General features: G+C 64.3%; 17 protein-coding genes. 16 read left to right on the forward strand and 1 reads right to left on the reverse strand.

Features of this window, described 5'->3' with window-relative positions; genetic code table 11:
• Positions 1-5 precede the first annotated feature (5 nt).
• Entirely contained in the window at positions 6-1,565 is a 1,560-nt protein-coding gene (locus tag VUG52_RS07525; protein WP_262952513.1) for a sigma-54-dependent transcriptional regulator, read from the forward strand.
• 172 nt (positions 1,566-1,737) lie between these two features.
• Here VUG52_RS07525 and VUG52_RS07530 read toward each other — a convergent pair whose 3' ends face one another.
• Positions 1,738-1,992 (reverse strand): DUF2790 domain-containing protein, encoded by a 255-nt coding sequence (locus tag VUG52_RS07530; RefSeq protein ID WP_023630669.1) that lies wholly within the window; start codon positions 1,990-1,992, stop codon positions 1,738-1,740.
• Positions 1,993-2,398: 406 nt separating this feature from the next.
• Between VUG52_RS07530 and acs the strand changes: the two genes are divergently transcribed.
• The 15 genes from acs (at position 2,399) to VUG52_RS07605 (ending at position 21,371) form a co-directional block, all read left to right on the forward strand.
• Complete coding sequence (acs, locus tag VUG52_RS07535; protein ID WP_050706739.1) at positions 2,399-4,360, forward strand: acetate--CoA ligase; 1,962 nt, start codon at positions 2,399-2,401, stop codon at positions 4,358-4,360.
• Between the two features lie 548 nt (positions 4,361-4,908).
• Positions 4,909-5,694 carry an ABC transporter substrate-binding protein gene (locus VUG52_RS07540; RefSeq protein ID WP_050706738.1) on the forward strand — a complete coding sequence of 262 codons (786 nt, stop codon included), beginning with the start codon at positions 4,909-4,911 and terminating at the stop codon, positions 5,692-5,694.
• Positions 5,695-5,785: 91 nt separating this feature from the next.
• Positions 5,786-6,475 (forward strand): ABC transporter permease, encoded by a 690-nt coding sequence (locus VUG52_RS07545; protein ID WP_331832636.1) that lies wholly within the window; start codon positions 5,786-5,788, stop codon positions 6,473-6,475.
• Positions 6,472-7,170, forward strand: a complete 699-nt coding sequence (locus VUG52_RS07550; RefSeq protein ID WP_050706737.1) for an ABC transporter permease — start codon at positions 6,472-6,474, stop codon at positions 7,168-7,170. The genes VUG52_RS07545 and VUG52_RS07550 overlap by 4 nt, the downstream gene beginning before the upstream one ends.
• A 22-nt stretch (positions 7,171-7,192) precedes the next feature.
• Positions 7,193-7,957, forward strand: a complete 765-nt coding sequence (locus tag VUG52_RS07555) for an ABC transporter ATP-binding protein (protein ID WP_023630946.1) — start codon at positions 7,193-7,195, stop codon at positions 7,955-7,957.
• A 103-nt stretch (positions 7,958-8,060) separates the two neighbouring features.
• Positions 8,061-9,041, forward strand: coding sequence for a transcriptional regulator ArgR (argR, locus tag VUG52_RS07560; protein WP_050706736.1), 981 nt, complete (start codon positions 8,061-8,063; stop codon positions 9,039-9,041).
• A gap of 340 nt (positions 9,042-9,381) precedes the next feature.
• Positions 9,382-10,602, forward strand: a complete 1,221-nt coding sequence (locus VUG52_RS07565) for an aspartate aminotransferase family protein (RefSeq protein ID WP_331832638.1) — start codon at positions 9,382-9,384, stop codon at positions 10,600-10,602.
• Positions 10,603-10,738: 136 nt separating this feature from the next.
• Entirely contained in the window at positions 10,739-11,758 is a 1,020-nt protein-coding gene (gene aruF, locus VUG52_RS07570; RefSeq protein ID WP_262952517.1) for an arginine/ornithine succinyltransferase subunit alpha, read from the forward strand.
• A 55-nt stretch (positions 11,759-11,813) separates the two neighbouring features.
• A complete protein-coding gene (astA, locus tag VUG52_RS07575; RefSeq protein ID WP_050706733.1) occupies positions 11,814-12,842 on the forward strand; it encodes an arginine N-succinyltransferase in 1,029 nt (342 codons plus the stop codon).
• A complete protein-coding gene (astD, locus tag VUG52_RS07580) occupies positions 12,843-14,306 on the forward strand; it encodes a succinylglutamate-semialdehyde dehydrogenase (protein WP_262952518.1) in 1,464 nt (487 codons plus the stop codon). It begins immediately after the preceding gene.
• Between the two features lie 23 nt (positions 14,307-14,329).
• Positions 14,330-15,679, forward strand: a complete 1,350-nt coding sequence (gene astB, locus VUG52_RS07585; protein WP_050706731.1) for an N-succinylarginine dihydrolase — start codon at positions 14,330-14,332, stop codon at positions 15,677-15,679.
• Between the two features lie 15 nt (positions 15,680-15,694).
• Positions 15,695-15,985 carry a hypothetical protein gene (locus VUG52_RS07590; protein ID WP_011534960.1) on the forward strand — a complete coding sequence of 97 codons (291 nt, stop codon included), beginning with the start codon at positions 15,695-15,697 and terminating at the stop codon, positions 15,983-15,985.
• A 10-nt stretch (positions 15,986-15,995) separates the two neighbouring features.
• The gene (gene astE / locus VUG52_RS07595; protein ID WP_050706730.1) at positions 15,996-17,003 is read left to right on the forward strand and encodes a succinylglutamate desuccinylase; all 1,008 of its coding nucleotides are present in this window, start codon (positions 15,996-15,998) and stop codon (positions 17,001-17,003) included.
• A gap of 424 nt (positions 17,004-17,427) precedes the next feature.
• Entirely contained in the window at positions 17,428-20,052 is a 2,625-nt protein-coding gene (gene alaS, locus VUG52_RS07600; RefSeq protein WP_262952520.1) for an alanine--tRNA ligase, read from the forward strand.
• A gap of 83 nt (positions 20,053-20,135) precedes the next feature.
• Positions 20,136-21,371, forward strand: coding sequence for an aspartate kinase (locus VUG52_RS07605; RefSeq protein WP_028691060.1), 1,236 nt, complete (start codon positions 20,136-20,138; stop codon positions 21,369-21,371).
• The last annotated feature ends 154 nt before the right edge of the window (positions 21,372-21,525 follow it).

Here is a 21,525-nt window from a genome sequence, read left to right on the forward strand (position 1 = left end):
CTTTCATGCGTATCAAAGTGCACTGCCAGAACCGCATCGGCATCCTGCGGGACATCCTCAACCTGCTGGTGGAGTACGGCATCAACGTGCTGCGCGGCGAGGTGGGCGGCGATCATGGCAACGCCATCTACCTGCACTGCCCGAACCTGATCAACCTGCAGTTCCAGGCCCTGCGGCCGAAGTTCGAGTCGATCGCCGGGGTATTCGGGGTCAAGCGGGTCGGCCTGATGCCCAGCGAGCGCCGGCACATGGAGCTCAATGCGCTGCTGGGCGCACTGGATTTCCCGGTGCTGTCGATCGACATGGGCGGCAGCATCGTTGCCGCCAACCGTGGCGCGGCGCAGTTGCTCGGTGTACGGGTGGACGAAGTGCCGGGCATTCCGTTGTCGCGCTATGTCGAGGACTTCGACCTGCCGGAGCTGATCCGCGCCAACAAGTCGCGGATCAACGGCCTGCGCATCAAGGTCAAGGGCGATGTGTTCCTCGCCGATATCGCGCCGTTGCAGTCGGAGCATGATGACAGCGAGGCCCTGGCGGGCGCGGTGATCACCTTGCATCGTGCCGATCGCATCGGCGAGCGTATCTACAACGTGCGCAAGCAGGAGCTGCGTGGCTTCGACAGCATCTTCCAGAGCTCGCGGGTGATGGCCGCGGTGGTGCGCGAGGCGCGGCGCATGGCGCCGCTGGATGCGCCGCTGTTGATCGAGGGCGAGACCGGTACCGGCAAGGAGTTGCTGGCGCGCGCCTGTCACCTGGCCAGCCCCCGTGGCCAGGCGCCGCTGATGGCGCTCAACTGCGCCGGCCTGCCGGAGTCGATGGCCGAGACCGAGCTGTTCGGCTACGGGCCGGGGGCGTTCGAGGGCGCGCGAGCCGAAGGCAAGCTGGGGCTGCTGGAGCTTACCGCCGGTGGCACGCTGTTCCTCGATGGCGTCGGGGAGATGAGCCCGCGCTTGCAGGTCAAGCTGCTGCGCTTCCTGCAGGATGGCTGTTTCCGTCGTGTCGGGAGTGACGAAGAGGTGTACCTGGACGTGCGGGTGATCTGCGCGACCCAGGTCGACCTGTCCGAGCTGTGCGCCCGGGGCGAGTTCCGCCAGGACCTCTACCATCGCCTCAACGTGCTGTCGCTGCACATTCCGCCGCTGCGCGAATGCATGGATGGCCTGGAGGGGCTGGTGCAGCACTTCCTCGACCAGGCCAGCCGGCAGATCGGCTGCCCGATGCCGCGCCTGGCGCCGGCGGCGATGGACAAGCTTGCCCAATATCATTGGCCGGGCAACGTGCGCCAGCTGGAGAACGTGCTGTTCCAGGCGGTGTCGTTGTGCGAGGGCGGGGTGGTGAAGAGCGAACATATCCGTTTGCCGGATTATGGCGCACGCCAACCATTGGGTGAGTTTTCCCTGGATGGCGATCTTTCGCAAATTGTCGGACGGTTTGAAAAGGCGGTATTGGAAAGTCTGATGAGCGAGTTTCCAAGTAGCCGGGCGCTGGGGAAAAGATTGGGAGTTTCCCATACGACCATTGCCAACAAGTTGCGGGATTATTCGTTGAACAAGTCGGCGGAGTGAGTGTGGCTAATTACCTCGAAAGTTACACTTTTTCCTGTAGGAGCGGCCTTGCGCCGCGAAAGGGCCGCAAAGCGGCCCCGACGATCTTGGCGTGCCGCTGAAAACCTGGGGCCGCTGCGCGGCCCTTTCGCGGCGCAAGGCCGCTCCTACAGGGATAGTGCAAGGGCTGGCCTCAGCCGTTGGAACAACCGTTCCCCATCACGCGGTATTCGAGAATGTGCTTCTGGCCCTGGGAGTCCTCGTAGGTCATGCGGGCCGGCACCACTTCGCAGACGTTCGGCACTTCGCTCATGGAGATGACGCGGGCGATGTCCAGGTGCTGCGAATAACTGTACTGTTCAACCGGAATCTGCTCGACATCTTTTGCTTCGCCGGCCAATGCCGCGCCGCAAAAACCGCCAAGTACCAATACCAGTAAAGCTTTCATTTTCAAGTTACCTGTCTAAGGTCGTGAGGGGGCACGCGGCGCTTATGGCGCCGCGAGTACAGCAAGTTTCAACTATCGGGATGAGGTGCGGATTAACGCTGCCTTCGTGGGGGCTGTTACCAAGTTAATCGCGTTGCCGTTGCTGGCGAGATGAATTTTAGGGAGGCGCCCACGGCTGAAACAGAGGGGGTTTTGATAAAGTCTTTTGACAGAATCTGTAACAATCCCCGCCGAAACCCAGATTTTTTCTCTCGACGATGGCTGCATGCCATGTGCTAGAGCGGTCGCGCCTGATCGGTGAGTCGACGGCCCGTCGCGTTACTACCAACGTCGAATGGTCTTGGCCGCTCTGGTACAGTTACAAACGGTTCCATACAAAAACAACTATTACACCGAGGTAACACAGATGAGTGCGGCTCCACTGTATCCCGTTCGTCCCGAGGTTGCGGCCAGTACCCTGACCGACGAGGCCACCTACAAGGCCATGTACCAGCAATCGGTGATCAACCCGGACGGCTTCTGGCGCGAGCAGGCCCAGCGTCTGGACTGGATCAAGCCTTTCACCAAGGTCAAGCAGACCTCGTTCGACGACCACCATGTCGACATCAAGTGGTTCGCCGACGGCACTCTGAACGTTTCCTATAACTGCCTGGATCGCCATCTTGCCGAGCGCGGCGACCAGTTGGCGATCATCTGGGAAGGCGACGACCCTTCCGAGCACCGCAACATCACCTACCGCGAGCTCCACGAGCAGGTCTGCAAGTTCGCCAACGCCCTGCGTGGCCAGGACGTGCACCGTGGCGACGTGGTGACCATCTACATGCCGATGATCCCCGAGGCCGTGGTCGCCATGCTGGCCTGTGCACGCATCGGCGCGATCCACTCGGTGGTGTTCGGCGGCTTCTCGCCGGAGGCGCTGGCCGGACGCATCATCGACTGCAAGTCGAAAGTGGTGATCACCGCTGACGAAGGCCTGCGCGGTGGTCGTCGCACCCCGCTCAAGGCCAACGTCGACCTGGCCCTGACCAACCCTGAAACCAACAGCGTGCAGAAGATCATCGTGTGCAAGCGCACCGGTGGCGACATCGCCTGGCACCAGCACCGCGACATCTGGTACGAAGACCTGATGAAGGTCGCCTCCAGCCACTGCGCGCCGAAAGAGATGGGCGCCGAGGAAGCGCTGTTCATCCTCTATACCTCCGGCTCCACCGGCAAGCCCAAGGGCGTGCTGCACACCACCGGCGGTTACCTGGTGTATGCCGCGCTGACCCATGAGCGCGTGTTCGACTACCGTCCGGGCGAGGTCTACTGGTGCACCGCCGACGTGGGCTGGGTCACCGGCCACAGCTACATCGTCTACGGCCCGCTGGCCAACGGCGCCACCACGCTGCTGTTCGAAGGCGTGCCGAACTACCCGGACATCACCCGGGTGTCGAAGATCGTCGACAAGCACAAGGTCAATATCCTCTACACCGCGCCAACCGCCATTCGCGCCATGATGGCCGAAGGCGAAGCGGCGGTGGCCGGTGCCGATGGCTCCAGCCTGCGCCTGCTGGGTTCGGTGGGCGAGCCGATCAACCCCGAGGCCTGGAACTGGTACTACAAGACCGTCGGCAAGGAGCGTTGCCCGATCGTCGATACCTGGTGGCAGACCGAGACCGGCGGTGTGCTGATCAGCCCGCTGCCGGGCGCCACCGCGCTGAAGCCTGGCTCGGCGACCCGTCCGTTCTTCGGCGTGGTGCCGGCGCTGGTGGACAACCTGGGCAACCTGATCGAAGGCGCCGCCGAGGGCAACCTGGTGATCCTCGACTCCTGGCCGGGTCAGTCGCGTTCGCTGTACGGCGACCACGACCGTTTCGTCGACACCTACTTCAAGACCTTCCGCGGCATGTACTTCACCGGTGACGGTGCCCGTCGCGACGAAGACGGCTACTACTGGATCACCGGTCGCGTCGACGACGTGCTCAACGTTTCCGGGCACCGCATGGGCACTGCCGAGATCGAGAGCGCGATGGTGGCGCATCCGAAGGTCGCCGAGGCGGCGGTGGTGGGCGTGCCGCACGACATCAAGGGGCAGGGTATCTACGTCTATGTCACCCTCAATGCCGGTGAGGAGTCGAGCGAGCAACTGCGCCTGGAGCTGAAGAACTGGGTGCGCAAGGAGATCGGCCCGATCGCTTCGCCGGATGTGATCCAGTGGGCGCCGGGGCTGCCGAAGACCCGTTCGGGCAAGATCATGCGCCGCATCCTGCGCAAGATTGCCACCGGCGAGTACGACGCACTGGGTGATATCTCCACCCTGGCCGACCCAGGCGTGGTACAACACCTGATCGACACCCACAAGGCGATGAGCCTGGCCACCGCCTGAGTCGAAGCGTCGCGGCAAGTCGGCTCCTGAAGGTCGTGGGGCGGGCTTGCCCCGCGATAAGGCCATCAACAAAAGCCCCGCCCACACCCGGCGGGGTTTTTGCTTTACTGATACAGACTGTTACTCCGACATTCATCGGTAACCCTGGCTGTCACCGATTTCGCCCAAATGCGGGGCTTGTGGAAACATTCATGTGCCATTTGAGTGCATTGCTGGGAGCATTTCGTGCAGGGTCGCACGCTGCGCTTGCCGGAATACAAGGCTTTGCCAATAATGGGCCCGCTTATTGCTTTGGGTATAGGTTATTTCTCTTTTGCTCTTGCATATCTCGCAGGAGCTGTCAATATCGCCCGCCGCGGTTCCTGGCGCTTCTGTAATTAGTTGTCGCTTTGAAGAAATATCGACCACCGGGCTGTCGCTAGAATGCCACTCACTCGCTCGTGGTCTGCGACCTTGGTCGAAACCTGCGCGGCTCGCGCTGTACCCATTCGCATATCGGGCAGCCGTTACAACTGCCTTGTATTGCCCCGTACCGATGGAGTTACCTGATGAAGAAGCTCGCACTGCTTGGCGCCCTGGCGCTTTCCGTGTTTTCCCTGGTATCGCAGGCCGATGAGAAGCCGTTGAAGATCGGTATCGAGGCCGCCTACCCACCCTTCGCCTTCAAGCAGCCTGATGGCAGCCTCGCCGGCTTCGACTACGACATCGGCAACGCCCTGTGCGAACAGATGAAAGCCAAGTGCACCTGGGTCGAGCAGGAGTTCGACGGCCTGATCCCGGCGCTGAAAGTGCGCAAGATCGACGCCATCCTGTCGTCCATGTCGATCACTGATGATCGCAAGAAGTCGGTCGACTTCACCAAGCGCTACTACCTGACCCCGGCGCGCCTGGTCATGAAGGAAGGCACTGCCGTCAGCGACAGCCTGGCTGAGCTCAAGGGCAAGAAGATCGGCGTGCAGCGCGGCTCGATCCATGACCGCTTCGCCAAGGAAGTCCTGGCCCCGCAAGGCGCCACCGTCGTGCCTTACGGCACCCAGAACGAAATCTACCTGGACGTCGCCGCCGGTCGCCTTGACGGTACCGTGGCCGACGCCACCCTGCTCGAGGACGGCTTCCTGAAGACCGACGCCGGCAAGGGCTTCGCCTTCGTGGGTCCGGCCTTCACCGACACCAAGTACTTCGGTGACGGCGTCGGCATTGCCGTGCGCAAGGGCGATACCGCCAACGCCGAGCGCATCAACGCCGCCATCGACGCGATCCGTGCCAACGGCAAGTACAAAGAGATCGAGAAGAAGTACTTCAACTTCGACATCTACGGTCCAGACTCGAAGTAAGCCATCGAGTTTCACCTGTGCAATGGTGCAAACAGCAGAATCTCTGAGGTTTGCACCATTTTTCATTCCCAAGCCCTGAGGAATTCGAATCATGTTGAAAGGCTATGGGGCAGTCATCCTCGACGGAGCGTGGCTGACGCTGCAGCTCGCCCTGTCGTCGATGGCCCTGGCCATCGTCCTCGGCCTGATCGGCGTGGCGCTGCGCTTGTCGCCGGTGCGCTGGCTGGCCTGGCTGGGGGATCTGTATTCCACGGTGATCCGTGGCATCCCTGACCTGGTCCTGATCCTGCTGATCTTCTACGGCGGCCAGGACATCATCAACCGGGTGGCGCCGCTGCTCGGTTATGACGACTACATCGACCTGAACCCCCTGGTCGCCGGCATCGGCACCCTGGGCTTCATTTTCGGTGCCTACCTCTCGGAAACCTTCCGCGGCGCCTTCCTGGGCATTCCCAAGGGGCAGGCCGAGGCCGGCGCGGCCTATGGCATGAGCGGAGTCCAGGTGTTCTTCCGGATCATGGTGCCGCAAATGATCCGCCTGGCGATCCCGGGCTTCACCAACAACTGGCTGGTGCTGACCAAGGCGACCGCGCTGATTTCGGTGGTCGGCCTGCAGGACATGATGTTCAAGGCCAAGCAGGCGGCGGACGCCACCCGCGAACCCTTCACCTTCTTCCTCGCGGTGGCGGCGTTGTACCTGGTGCTGACCAGTGTCTCGCTGCTGGCGCTGAGGTATCTCGAGAAGCGCTACTCGGTGGGCGTCAAGGCGGCTGAACTATGATCTTCGACTACAACGTCATCTGGGAGGCCATGCCGCTTTACCTGGGCGGCCTGCTGACCACCCTCAAGCTGCTGGCGCTGTCGCTGCTGTTCGGCCTGCTGGCGGCTGTTCCGCTGGGCCTGATGCGCGTCTCCAAGCAGCCGCTGGTGAACATGAGCGCCTGGCTGTACACCTATGTGATCCGCGGCACGCCGATGCTGGTGCAGCTGTTCCTGATCTACTACGGCCTGGCCCAGTTCGAGGCGGTGCGCGAGAGCTTCCTGTGGCCGTGGCTGTCCAGCGCGACCTTCTGCGCTTGCCTGGCTTTTGCCATCAACACCAGCGCCTACACCGCCGAGATCATCGCCGGCAGCCTCAAGGCCACGCCCCACGGCGAGATCGAGGCGGCCAAGGCCATCGGCATGTCGCGCATGAAGATGTACCGCCGCATCCTCCTGCCATCGGCCCTGCGCCGGGCGCTGCCGCAGTACAGCAACGAAGTGATCATGATGCTGCAGACCACCAGCCTGGCGTCGATCGTCACCCTGATCGACATCACCGGTGCCGCGCGCACGGTCAATGCCCAGTACTACCTGCCTTTCGAGGCCTATATCACGGCGGGCGTGTTCTACCTGTGCCTGACCTTCATCCTCGTGCGCCTGTTCAAGATGGCCGAACGCCGCTGGCTCGGCTACCTGGCGCCGCGCAAGCACTGACCGCTCTGTGAGATCCGACAGCATGTACAAACTCCAAATCCAAGACCTGCACAAGCGCTACGGCAGCCATGAGGTGCTCAAGGGCGTCTCCCTCGAAGCCAAGGCAGGCGACGTGATCAGCATCATTGGCTCCAGCGGCTCGGGCAAATCGACCTTCCTGCGCTGCATCAACCTGCTGGAGCAGCCGCACGCGGGCAAGATCCTGCTCAACAACGAAGAGCTCAAGCTGGTGGCCGGCAAGGACGGCGCGCTCAAGGCCGCCGACCCGAAACAACTGCAGCGCATGCGCTCGCGGCTGTCGATGGTGTTCCAGCATTTCAACCTGTGGTCGCACATGACGGCGCTGGAGAACGTCATCGAGGCGCCGGTGCACGTGCTGGGCGTGAACAAGAAGGAAGCGCTGGAGAAGGCCGAGCACTACCTGGCCAAGGTTGGCGTGTCCCACCGCAAGGATGCCTTCCCTGGTCACATGTCCGGCGGCGAGCAGCAGCGCGTGGCCATTGCCCGCGCCCTGGCCATGGAGCCGGAGGTGATGCTGTTCGACGAGCCGACCTCGGCGCTCGACCCGGAGCTGGTGGGCGATGTGCTCAAGGTGATGCAGTCGCTGGCCCAGGAAGGTCGCACCATGGTCGTGGTCACTCATGAGATGGGCTTTGCCCGCGAGGTGTCCAACCAGCTGGTGTTCCTGCACAAGGGGTTGGTGGAGGAGCGCGGCTGTCCGCGCGAGGTGCTGGTCAATCCGCAGTCCGAGCGCCTCAAGCAGTTCCTTTCCGGCAGCCTGAAGTAATCGCTGCACATTTGCACCATAATGGGGCATGCTGCGCCATCCGCGCGGCATGCCCTGGCGCCACAAGCGCGAACCCTTCCTCCCAGGTTTCGGACCACGCCCTATGACCACCCAGCGAATCGGATTTCTCATCTGGCCAAGCACCAAACCGCTGACCCTGGCGTTGGCTGAAGAGGTGCTGCAGGTGGCCCAGCGGGTGCATCCGGACGTGGTCTACGAGCTGGCCTACCTGCAGGCCGAAGCCGTGCAGGAGGGCGCCTGGCGCCTGCCGGGCGAGGCCTGGAGCGGTCGTCTCGAGGGTTGCCACAAGCTGTTCCTGCTGGCCGACGAGCCGCCGGCGGCGATCGGATCGTCGCTGTCCGCCGCGCTCAAGCAGCTGGCGCGCAGCGGCTGCATGATCGGTGGCCTGTCCGCCGGTGTGTACCCGCTGGCGGCGCTGGGCCTGCTCGATGGCTACCGCGCCGCGGTGCACTGGCGTTGGCAGGACGATTTCGCCGAGCGCCACCCCAAGGTGATCGCCACCAGCCACCTGTTCGACTGGGACCGTGATCGCCTGACCGCCTGCGGCGGCATGGCGGTGACCGACCTGCTGCTGGCGGTGCTGGCGCGCGATCATGGCGCGGAGCTGGCGGGCGCGGTGTCGGAAGAGTTGGTGGTCGAGCGTATCCGTGAAGGGGGCGAGCGCCAGCGCATTCCGCTGCAGAATCGCCTGGGCTCCAGCCACCCCAAGCTCACCCAGGCAGTGCTGCTGATGGAGGCCAATATCGAGGAGCCGCTGACCACCGACGAGATCGCCCAGCATGTGTGCGTGTCCCGGCGCCAGCTGGAGCGGATCTTCAAGCAGTACCTCAATCGGGTGCCCAGCCAGTATTACCTGGAGCTGCGCCTGAACAAGGCGCGGCAGATGCTGATGCAGACCAGCAAGTCGATCATCCAGATCGGGCTGTCCTGCGGGTTTTCCTCGGGGCCGCATTTCTCCAGTGCGTACCGCAATTTCTTTGGCGCCACGCCGCGTGAAGACCGTAACCAGCGGCGCAATAGCAGCCCGTTCGAGCTGAGCTCGGCGCCGGCCGAGCGGGGCTGATTTCTCTATTGTCTGTGCCGGCCTCTTCGCGGGTAAACCCGCTCCCACAGGCAATCTGCTGTTTTCAGGTACGGTGCCATCCTGTGGGAGCGGGTTTACCCGCGAAGAGGCCGGTGCAGGCAACCTCTTTTCATATGTGAACGGTCGTTCACCCGATTCCTATCTCCCGTTACACTGCGCGATTGCGACACTGTTTGTCGCATTGCCGAAAACCCCGTGAAAACACGGTTTGGCGCTGTAACAAGTTGTCGCCTGGCAGCAAGGACAGGCGCCGATCAGTCCTTACAATCCCCTCATCGCTCGCCACTTCCAGGCCAGCGTTCCTCTTCAGGAGACTCAGATGTCCGTTGAGCAAGCCCCGGTGCAACGTGCCGATTTCGACCAGGTCATGGTTCCCAACTACTCCCCGGCGGCCTTCATTCCTGTACGAGGCGAGGGTTCCCGAGTCTGGGACCAGACCGGTCGCGAGCTGATCGACTTCGCCGGCGGCATCGCCGTGAACGCCTTGGGCCACTGCCACCCGGCGCTGGTCAAGGCGCTCACCGAGCAGGCCAACACCCTCTGGCACGTCTCCAACGTGTTCACCAACGAGCCGGCCCTGCGCCTGGCGCACAAGCTGGTGGACGCGACCTTCGCCGAGCGCGCGTTCTTCTGCAACTCCGGTGCCGAGTCCAACGAGGCCGCCTTCAAGCTGGCCCGTCGCGTCGCCCATGACCGTTTCGGCCCGGAGAAGCACGAGATCATCGCCACCGTGAACAGCTTCCACGGTCGCACCCTGTTCACCGTCAGTGTCGGTGGCCAGCCCAAGTACTCCGACGGCTTCGGGCCGAAGATCACCGGCATCAGCCATGTGCCGTACAACGACCTGGAAGCGCTGAAGGCGCAGATTTCCGACAAGACCTGCGCCGTGGTCATCGAGCCGATCCAGGGCGAGAGCGGCGTGGTCCCGGCCGACAAGGCCTATCTGGAAGGCGCGCGCAAGCTGTGCGACGAGCACAACGCCCTGCTGATCTTCGACGAAGTGCAGACCGGTGTCGGCCGTACCGGCTCGCTGTACGCCTACCAGCACTACGGCGTCACCCCGGACATCCTCACCAGCGCCAAGAGCCTGGGCGGCGGCTTCCCGATCGGCGCCATGCTGACCACCAGCGACCTGGCCAAGCACCTGGCCGTCGGCACCCACGGCACCACCTACGGCGGCAACCCGCTGGCCTGCGCGGTCGCCTGCGCCGTGCTCGATGTGGTCAACACCCCGGAAACCCTGGCGGGCATCAAGGCCAAGCATGAGCGTTTCAAGACCCGCCTGGAGAAGATCGGCCAGGAAACCGGCCTGTTCACCCTGGTGCGCGGCGTCGGCCTGCTGATCGGCTGCGTGCTGAGCGAGGCCTGGAAAGGCAAGGCCAAGGACATCCTCAACGCCGCCGAGAAAGAAGGCGTGATGGTCCTGCAGGCAGGTCCCGACGTGGTCCGCTTCGCCCCGAGCCTGGTAGTCGAAGATGCCGACATCGACGAAGGCCTGGATCGTTTCGAACGCGCCGTGGCAAAACTGACCAAGGGCTGATCGCCCTTCGCCGGCCCCGAAGAGGGGCTGGCGATACCCGAATTCCAGTGCGGGCACCTGCTTGCAGGTGGTGGCGCGTGCCCGCCGTTTTTCCGTGCCGATGTGATCGGCCCGCTTTCCCGAAAGGAGTGACACCATGCTGGTGATGCGCCCCGCGCAAATGGCTGATCTGAACGAAGTGCAGCGCATGGCTGCCGACAGCCCCATTGGTGTCACCTCGCTGCCGGATGACGCCGGCCGCCTGGGCGACAAGATCGCCGCCTCGGAAACCTCCTTTGCCGCCGAGGTCAGCTTCAATGGCGAGGAGAGCTACTTCTTCGTGCTCGAGGACAGCGCCACCGGCAAGCTGGTCGGCTGCTCGGCCATCGTCGCCTCGGCCGGCTACTCCGAGCCGTTCTACAGCTTCCGCAACGAGACCTTCGTGCACGCCTCCCGCGAGCTGAAGATCCACAACAAGATCCACGTCCTGTCGCTGTGCCACGACCTCACCGGCAACAGCCTGCTGACCAGTTTCTACGTGGTACCGGAGCTGGTGAGCAGCGCCTTCGCCGAGCTCAACTCCCGGGGCCGCCTGCTGTTCATGGCCTCGCACCCCGAGCGCTTCGCCGACTCGGTGGTGACCGAGATCGTCGGCTACAGCGACGAGCAGGGCGAGTCGCCGTTCTGGGACGCCATCGGCCGCAACTTCTTCGACCTCAACTACGCCGACGCCGAGCGCCTGTGCGGCCTGAAGAGCCGCACCTTCCTCGCCGAACTGATGCCGCACTACCCGATCTACGTGCCGCTGCTGGCCGACGAAGCGCAGGAGGCCATGGGCCAGGTGCACCCGCGGGCGCAGATCACCTTCGACATCCTCATGCGCGAAGGCTTCGAGACCGAGCACTACATCGACATCTTCGACGGCGGCCCGACCCTGCACGCCCGCGCCTCGGGCATCCGTTCCATCGCCCAGAGCCGGGTGGTGCCGGTCAAGCTGGACGAGACGCCGGTCAAGGGCGGCCGTCCGTACCTGGTGTGCAACGGCCAGTTGCAGGATTACCGCGCGGTGCTGCTGGAGCTGGACTGGGTGCCGGGCAAGCCAGTCAGCCTGAGCGACGAAGCCGCCGAGGCCCTGGGTGTCGGCGAAGGCGCCAGCGTGCGCCTGGTCGCGGTCTGAACCGCCGGAACAGAGAGTTTCGCGGCAGGCACAGACCGCCGCACAAGGAGATAGCATGATCGTTCGTCCTGTACGCAGCAGCGATTTACCCGCGCTGATCGAATTGGCCCGCAGCACCGGCACCACCGGGCTGACCACGCTGCCCGCCAACGAGGAGCGCCTCGGCCAGCGCGTCGGCTGGGCCGAGAAGAGCTTTCGCGGCGAAGCCGAGCGCGGCGACACCGACTACCTGTTCGTGCTGGAGAACGACGAAGGCCTGGTGGTTGGCATCAGTGCCATTGCCGGTGCCGTCGGCCTGCGCGAGCCCTGGTACAACTACCGGGTCGGCCTGACCGTCAGCGCCTCGCAGGAGCTGAACATCTACCGCGAGATCCCCACGCTGTTCCTGGCCAACGACCTGACCGGCAACTCCGAGCTGTGCTCGCTGTTCCTGCGCAGCGACTACCGCAGTGGCCTCAATGGTCGTCTGCTGTCCAAGGCGCGGATGCTGTTCATCGCCGAGTTCCCGCAGCTGTTCGGCAACAAGATCATCGCCGAGATGCGCGGCATGTCCGACGAGGCAGGCCGTTCGCCCTTCTGGGAGAGCCTGGGCCGGCACTTCTTCAAGATGGAGTTCAGCCAGGCCGACTACCTCACCGGCGTGGGCAACAAGTCGTTCATCGCCGAGCTGATGCCCAAGTTCCCGCTGTACACCTGCTTCCTCTCGGAAGCGGCGCGCAACGTCATCGGCCGCGTGCACACCGACACGGAGCCGGCGCTGGCCATGCTCAAGCGCGAAGGCTTCAACTACCAGGGCTACGTCGACATCTTCGACGCAGGTCCCGCCATCGAGTGCGAGACCTCGAAGATCCGCGCCGTGCGTGACAGCGAGACCCTGGTACTGGCCGTCGGCACTCCGGGTGACGACGCCACCCCTTACATCATTCACAACCGCAAGCGCGAAGACTGCCGCATCACGGCTGCACCGGCGCGCCTGGCGGCAGGCACCCTGGTGGTCGATCCGCAGACCGCCAAGCGCCTGCGCCTGGGCGCCGGCGACAATGTCCGCGCCGTGCCGCTGTCCGCCGGTCGGGAGGCCCAGTAAATGACCACGCATTACATCGCAGGCCACTGGCTGGCCGGCCAGGGTGAAACCCTGCAGTCGCTCAACCCCGTCACCCAGGCGGTGATCTGGCAAGGGCAGGGCGCCGACGCCGCCCAGGTCGAAGCCGCCGTGCAGGCCGCCCGCCAGGCGTTCCCGGCCTGGGCATCGCTGAGCCTGGAAGCGCGTATCAGCGTGCTGGAGGCCTTCGCCGACAAGCTCAAGGCCAAGGCCGAGGCGCTGTCGCGCTGCATCGGTGAAGAAACCGGCAAGCCCCTGTGGGAGTCGGCCACCGAAGTGACCAGCATGGTCAACAAGGTCGCCATCTCGGTGCAGAGCTACCGCGAGCGCACCGGCGAGAAGAGCGGCCCGCTGGCCGACGCCACCGCCGTGCTGCGGCACAAGCCCCATGGCGTGGTGGCGGTGTTCGGCCCGTACAACTTCCCCGGCCACCTGCCCAACGGCCATATCGTTCCAGCGCTGCTGGCCGGCAACTGCGTGGTGTTCAAGCCCAGTGAGCTGACCCCCAAGGTCGCCGAGCTGACGGTGCAGTGCTGGATCGAGGCCGGCTTGCCGGCCGGCGTGCTCAACCTGGTCCAGGGCGCCCGCGAAACCGGCGTGGCGCTGGCCGCCAACCCGGGTATCGACGGTTTGTTCTTCACCGGTTCCAGCCGCACCGGCAACCTGCTGCACCAGCAGTTCGCCGGCCGCCCGGACAAGATCCTCGCCCTGGAAATGGGTGGCAATAACCCGCTGGTTGTCGATGAGGTCAAGGACCTGGACGCCGCGGTGTACACCATCATCCAGTCGGCGTTCATCTCCGCCGGCCAGCGCTGCACCTGCGCCCGCCGCCTGCTGGTGCCGCAGGGTGCCTGGGGTGACGCGCTGATCCAGCGCCTGGTCGAGGTTAGCCGCGGCATCAGTGTCGGTGCCTTCGATCAGCAACCCGCGCCGTTCATGGGCTCGGTGATTTCGCTGCAGGCGGCACGCGCGCTGTTGGCGGCCCAGGCCGAACTGCTCGGCAAGGGCGCCGTGGCGCTGCTGGAGATGACCCAGCCGCAGGCCGACGCTGCCTTGCTCACGCCGGGCATCATCGATGTCAGTGCCGTGGCCGGGCGCCCGGACGAAGAGTTCTTCGGCCCGTTGCTGCAGGTGATCCGCTACGCCGACTTCGACGCGGCGATCGAGGAGGCCAACAACACCCAGTACGGCCTGGCCGCCGGCCTGCTGTCGGACTCCAACGCCCGCTACCAGCACTTCTGGCTGCGCAGCCGCGCCGGCATCGTCAATTGGAACAAGCAGCTGACCGGCGCCGCCAGCAGCGCGCCGTTCGGTGGTGTCGGCGCCAGCGGCAACCACCGCGCCAGCGCCTACTATGCGGCGGACTACTGCGCCTACCCCGTGGCTTCGCTGGAGACCGCGAGCCTTGCACTGCCGGCGACCCTGACGCCGGGCGTCACCCTATAACAACAGGTCTCGGAGCCTTGCCGATGAAATCCTTTGAAGTGAATTTTGATGGCCTGGTGGGGCCGACCCACAACTACGGCGGCCTGTCCTACGGCAACGTGGCCTCGCAGAGCAACAGCCAGCAGGGTTCCAACCCGCGCGAGGCGGCGCGTCAGGGCCTGGCGAAGATGAAGGCGCTGACGGAGATGGGCTTCAAGCAGGGCGTGCTGGCCCCGCAGGAGCGTCCGGACGTGGCGGCCTTGCGCCGCCTGGGCTTCACCGGCAGCGACGGCGAAGTGATTCAGCGCGCCGCGAAGGAAGCCATGCCGCTGCTGGTCGCCAGCTGCTCGGCCTCGAGCATGTGGGTGGCCAACGCCGCCACCGTCAGCCCCAGCGCCGACACTGCCGATGGTCGCGTGCACTTCACCGCCGCCAACCTCAACTGCAAGTACCACCGCAGCATCGAGCACCCGACCACCAGCCGTGTGTTGGGCGCCATGTTCAGCGATGACAAGGTCTTCGCCCACCACGAGGCGCTGCCGGCGGTTGCCCAGTTCGGTGACGAGGGCGCGGCCAACCACACTCGCTTCTGCCGCGCCTATGGCGATGCCGGCGTCGAGTTCTTCGTCTATGGCCGAAGCGCCTTCGACAGCCGCTATCCCGCGCCGCAGAAGTATCCGGCGCGCCAGACCCTGGAAGCCTCCCAGGCCGTCGCTCGCCTGCACGGGCTGAGCGACGATGGCGTGGTCTACGCTCAACAGAATCCGGCAGTGATCGACCAGGGCGTGTTCCACAACGACGTGATCTCGGTGGGCAACGGCGAGGTGCTGTTCTACCACGAGGACGCGTTCCTCGAGACCGACACGGTGCTTGGCCAGCTGCAGGCTAAACTGGCCAGCAAGGGCGGCAACTTCCAGGGCATCTGCGTGCCGCGCGCGGCGGTGACGGTGGAGGACGCGGTGCGTTCCTACCTGTTCAACAGTCAGCTGCTCAGCCGCGAGGACGGTTCGATGCTGCTGGTGGTGCCGGAAGAGTGCCGCCACAACGAGCGCGTCTGGGCCTACCTGAACCAGCTGACCGGCCAAGGTGGCCCGGTGAAGGAGGTCAAAGTGTTCGACCTCAAGCAGAGCATGCAGAACGGTGGCGGCCCGGCTTGCCTGCGTCTGCGCGTGGCGTTGAAGGAAAACGAACTGGCGGCGGTCAATCCAGGCGTTATCATGACCGCCTCGCTGTACGACACCCTGGTGCAGTGGGTCGACAAGCACTACCGCGATCGCCTCGGCGAAGCGGACCTGGCCGACCCGCAGTTGCTGGTGGAATGCCGCACGGCCCTGGATGAACTGACCCAGATCCTCAAGCTGGGCTCGGTATATCCGTTCCAACGCCAACCTTGATAGAGAGAAATTGCAATGTCCGACGCCCTGCGCCTGATCCTGGAAGATGAAGACGGCACCCAGCTGGAAACCTCCTGCACCCGTTTTGCCGTGGTCTGGCAAGGCAAGGAAGTGTGGATCCAGCAGGACGGCCGCGGCCAGCTGCTGATCGGCGTCGATGTCGAGGAAGACGACACCGAGTACGCCAACCTGCTGCTGCGCCCGATGGCCACCAACCTGGTCAGCCTGCAACTGGAAATGGAACCGGCCGACGTCGCCGGTGACGACGACCACGTCCACGGCCCGGACTGCGGCCACCACCACTAAGGAAGCGCCTATGCTCGCCCTCGGCAAACTGCTTGAGCTGACCCTGACCGATCACGAACCGGCCGAGAAGACCCAAGTGACCACCCGGGGCGTGCGTTTGCGCTGGTTGGGGGAGGGCGCACTGGAAGTGCGTCCCCCCGAAGGTGAGGATTGCGGGCTCGACCTGCTGTTGTCGGCCGGTATCCATGGCAACGAGACGGCGCCGATCGAGCTGCTTGAAAGGCTGCTGCACGGTGTTGCTAACGGCAAGATCAAGCCGCGTGCGCGGGTGCTGTTCCTGTTCGGCAACCCGGCGGCGATCCGCAAGGGCGAGCGTTTCATCGAGCAGGACATCAACCGCCTGTTCAATGGCCGCCACGAACTCTCCAGTGGTTTCGAGGCGCTGCGCGCCGCCGAGCTCGAACAGTTCGCCCGGGTGTTCTTCAGCAAGCCCGAGCGCACCCGCCTGCATTACGACCTGCATACCGCCATTCGTGGGTCCAAGATCGAGCAGTTCGCGCTGTATCCCTACAAGGAAGGTCGCCGGCACTCGCGCCGTGAGCTGGCCCGTCTGGCCGCGGCCGGCATGGAGGCGGTCCTGCTGCAGAGCAAGTCGTCGATCACCTTCAGCGCGTTCACCTATGAGCAGCTCGATGCCGAGGCCTTCACCCTGGAGCTCGGCAAGGCCCGGCCGTTCGGGCAGAACGAAGAGGTCAACCTCGACCGGCTAGAGGAGCGCCTGATCCAGCTCATCGAGGATACCGAGCCGCAAACCGAACAGTCCCTGGATGGCCTCAAGCTGTTCAGCGTCGCCCGCGAGATCATCAAGCACAGCGACAGCTTCCGCTTGCACCTGCCGGCGGATATCGAGAACTTCTCCGAGCTGAAGAAGGGTGACCTACTGGCCGAAGACCTGGCCGAGACGCGCTGGGTGGTGGAGGAGGAGGGCGCGCGGATCATCTTCCCCAACCCCAAGGTGAAGAACGGGCTGCGCGCCGGCATCCTGATCGTGCCCGACTCGGGCCAGCGGCTGGCTTAAGCCTTGCGCGATCCCTGTAGGAGCGGCCTTGCGTCGCGAAAGGGCTGCGCAGCAGCCACGGGGATCTCAGCTGCGAAGCTGATATTGCTGGGGTCGCTTTGCGACCCTTTCGCGGCACAAGGCCGCTCCTACAGGCGTGTTGTGCACTAGGCCGGTTTTGGATCCCTTCGGTGATGAAATTCTTTTAATTCACCAACCTGTTAATTTTCCCCACCCCGGGACCGTAATTGGCTTGCCAGTAGCGAAACGCTGGCTTTAGCATCGCGGTCATGCCGTTTTCAATTGCTGTAGTCCGACAAACCGTCCATTCGACGGTTTCTATCGCATAAACACACTGCACCGAGACTGCAGGACCGATATAATGCGGCCCTTTGCCGTCGTTTCGTCGATTCGACGTGTGGCCGCCGTTTCCGTGGAAGAACCTATGAAAAGCGCAGAAATCCGTGAAGCCTTCCTCCGCTTCTTCGAAGAGCAGGGACATACTCGCGTTGCCTCCAGCTCCCTGATCCCGGGCAATGACCCGACCCTGCTGTTCACCAACGCCGGCATGAACCAGTTCAAGGACTGCTTCCTCGGCCAGGAAAAGCGCGCCTATACCCGCGCCGTGAGCAGCCAGAAGTGCGTACGCGCCGGTGGCAAGCACAACGACCTGGAAAACGTCGGCTACACCGCCCGTCACCACACCTTCTTCGAGATGCTGGGCAACTTCAGCTTCGGCGACTATTTCAAGCGCGATGCCATCACCTTCGCCTGGACCTTCCTGACTTCGGACAAGTGGCTGAACCTGCCGAAGGAAAAGCTGTGGGTCACCGTCTACGCCAGCGACGACGAAGCCTACGACATCTGGACCAAGGAAGTCGGCGTGCCGGCCGAGCGCATGGTGCGCATCGGTGACAACAAGGGCGCCCCGTACGCCTCTGACAACTTCTGGACCATGGGTGACACCGGCCCGTGCGGCCCGTGCACCGAGATCTTCTACGACCACGGCGCCGACATCTGGGGCGGCCCACCCGGCTCGCCGGAAGAAGACGGCGACCGCTACATCGAGATCTGGAACAACGTCTTCATGCAGTTCAACCGCACCGCTGACGGCGTCCTGCACCCGCTGCCGGCGCCGTCGGTGGACACCGGCATGGGCCTGGAGCGCATCAGTGCGGTGATGCAGCACGTGCACTCGAACTACGAGATCGACCTGTTCCAGAGCCTGCTGGCTGCTGCCGCCCAAGCCATCGGTTGCGCCAATGACGACCAGCCGTCTCTGAAAGTGGTTGCCGACCACATCCGTTCCTGCGGCTTCCTGATCGCCGACGGCGTGCTGCCGTCCAACGAAGGCCGTGGCTACGTGCTGCGCCGCATCATTCGTCGCGCCTGCCGCCACGGCAACAAGCTGGGCGCCAAGGGCAGCTTCTTCCACAAGATCGTCGCCGCGCTGGTGGCCGAGATGGGCGAAGCCTTCCCTGAGCTCAAGGGCCAGCAGGCGCACATCGAGCGCGTGCTCAAGACCGAGGAAGAGCAGTTCGCCAAGACCCTCGAGCAGGGCCTGCGCATCCTCGAGCAGGACCTCGCCCAACTGCAGGGCCAGGTCGTGCCGGGCGACGTGGTGTTCAAGCTGTACGACACCTACGGCTTCCCCATGGACCTGACCGCCGACATCGCCCGTGAGCGCGAGCTGACCATCGACGAAGCCGGCTTCGAGCGCGAGATGGAGGCCCAGCGCGAGCGCGCCCGCTCCGCCAGCGCCTTCGGCATGGACTACAACAGCCTGGTCAAGGTCGACACCGCCACCGACTTCCTCGGCTATGACGCCACCGAAGGCCAGGGCAAGGTCATCGCCCTGTACAAGGACGGCCAGTCGGTTGAGCAACTGGCAGAAGGCGAGGAGGGCGTTGTTGTCCTCGATCGCACCCCGTTCTACGCGGAGTCCGGTGGCCAGGTCGGTGACTCCGGCTACCTGCAGGCCGGCGCCGTGCGCTTCGACGTGCGCGACACCACCAAGACCGGCGGTGCCTTCCTGCATCACGGCGTGGTCGCCAGCGGCGCGCTGACCGTCGGCGCCGCGGTTGATGCCCGCGTCGATGCCGAGGTGCAGCACGCCACCTCGCTGAACCACTCCGCCACCCACCTGCTTCACGAAGCCCTGCGCCAGGTGCTGGGCGAGCACGTGCAGCAGAAGGGCTCGCTGGTCGACAGCCAGCGCCTGCGTTTCGACTTCAGCCACTTCGAGGCGGTCAAGCCTGAGCAGATCAAGGCCCTGGAAGACATCGTCAACCGCGAAGTGCGCCGCAACACCGAGGTACAGACCGAGCTGACCGACATCGAGACCGCCAAGGCCAAGGGTGCAATGGCGCTGTTCGGTGAGAAGTATGGCGACACCGTGCGCGTGCTGAGCATGGGCGGTGACTTCTCCGTCGAGCTGTGCGGTGGCATCCACGCCAAGCGCACCGGCGACATCAGCCTGTTCAAGATCATCAGCGAAGGCGGCGTGGCCTCTGGCGTGCGTCGTATCGAAGCGATCACCGGCGCCGCCGCGCTGGCCTACCTGAACACTGCCGAAGAGCAGGTCAAGGAAGCCGCGCAGCTGGTCAAGGGCAATCGCGACAACCTGATCGACAAGCTGTCGGCTGTGCTCGAGCGCAACCGCCAGCTGGAAAAGCAGCTCGAGCAGCTGCAGGCCAAGGCCGCCAGCGCCGCCGGGGATGATCTCTCCAACGCGGCCGTTGAGGTCAAGGGCGCCAAGGTCCTCGCCGCCCGCCTGGATGGGCAGGACGGCAAGGCGCTGCTGGCGCTCGTCGATCAACTGAAGAACAAGCTCGGCCACGCAGTGATCCTGCTGGGCAGCGAGCATGAGGGCAAGGTCGTGCTGGTGGCTGGCGTGACCAAGGACCTCTCCAGCCAACTCAAGGCTGGCGACCTGATGAAACAAGCTGCTGCGGTGGTCGGTGGCAAGGGCGGCGGTCGTCCTGACATGGCCCAGGGTGGTGGCGTCGACGTCGCCGCGCTGGACCAGGCGCTGGCCCTGGCCGTGCCGTTCGCCGAGCAGGGACTTTGAGATGGCGGGGGCGTCGGTCTAGTCGGCGTCCCCGCCATGTTGGATTGTTTTTTGGGGCCCTTGAGGGCTGAGGCACCTTTGAAATGGCGTTGATCGTACAGAAATTTGGCGGTACCTCTGTCGGTTCCATCGAGCGGATCGAGCAGGTTGCCGACAAGGTCAAGAAATTCCGCGAGCAAGGCACCGACCTGGTGGTTGTGCTGTCGGCGATGAGCGGTGAAACCAATCGCCTGATCGACCTGGCGAAGCAGATCACCGACAAGCCCGAACCCCGCGAGCTGGACGTGATCGTCTCGACCGGCGAGCAGGTCACCATCGCCTTGCTGTCCATGGCCCTGATGAAGCGCGGCGTGCCGGCGGTGTCCTACACCGGCAACCAGGTGCGCATCCTCACCGACAGCGCGCACAACAAGGCGCGCATCCTGCAGATCGACGACCAGAAGATCCGCGCCGACCTCAAGGCCGGCCGGGTCGTGGTGGTCGCAGGTTTCCAGGGCGTCGACGAGCACGGCAACATCACCACCCTCGGCCGTGGCGGCTCCGACACCACCGGCGTGGCCCTGGCGGCGGCGCTGAAGGCCGACGAGTGCCAGATCTACACCGATGTCGATGGCGTCTACACCACCGACCCGCGTGTCGTGCCCCAGGCCCAGCGCCTGGAGAAGATCACCTTCGAGGAGATGCTGGAAATGGCCAGCCTCGGCTCCAAGGTGCTGCAGATTCGCTCGGTGGAGTTCGCCGGCAAGTACAACGTCCCGCTGCGCGTGCTGCACAGCTTCAAGGAGGGTCCGGGTACCCTCATTACCATCGATGAAGAGGAATCCATGGAACAGCCGATCATTTCCGGTATCGCCTTCAACCGTGATGAGGCCAAGCTGACCATTCGTGGCGTCCCGGATACCCCGGGCGTCGCCTTCAAGATCCTCGGCCCGATCAGCGCGGCCAACATCGAAGTCGACATGATCGTGCAGAACGTCTCGCACGATAACACCACCGACTTCACCTTCACCGTGCACCGCAACGAGTACGAGAAGGCGTTGAGCGTGCTGGAAAACACTGCACGCGAAATCGGCGCGCGTGAAGTGATCGGCGACACCAAGATCGCCAAGGTGTCGATCGTCGGCGTCGGCATGCGCTCCCATGCGGGCGTTGCCAGCCGCATGTTCGAGGCCCTGGCCAAGGAGAGCATCAACATCCAGATGATCTCCACCTCCGAGATCAAGGTCTCGGTGGTGATCGAAGAGAAATACCTTGAGCTGGCCGTACGCGCGCTGCACACCGCGTTCGAGCTCGACGCGCCTGCCCGACAGGGTGAGTGACACGCTGCCTGGAGGGGCGCGGCTTGCCGCGCCCTTCGCGTTTCTGGTCGCTGCGGCTGTCCCTGTCCAGGCAGCCGTGGCGGTCGATCCGGGCCAGTGCCGTCGTCCCCGGCCAAGGCCCTGCTTTTAAAGACTGTTGTCCCTGAAGATTCAT

It is taken from the genome of Pseudomonas sp. LH21, from assembly GCF_036549575.1.
GTDB classification, from domain to species: Bacteria; Pseudomonadota; Gammaproteobacteria; order Pseudomonadales; family Pseudomonadaceae; genus Aquipseudomonas; species Aquipseudomonas peradeniyensis.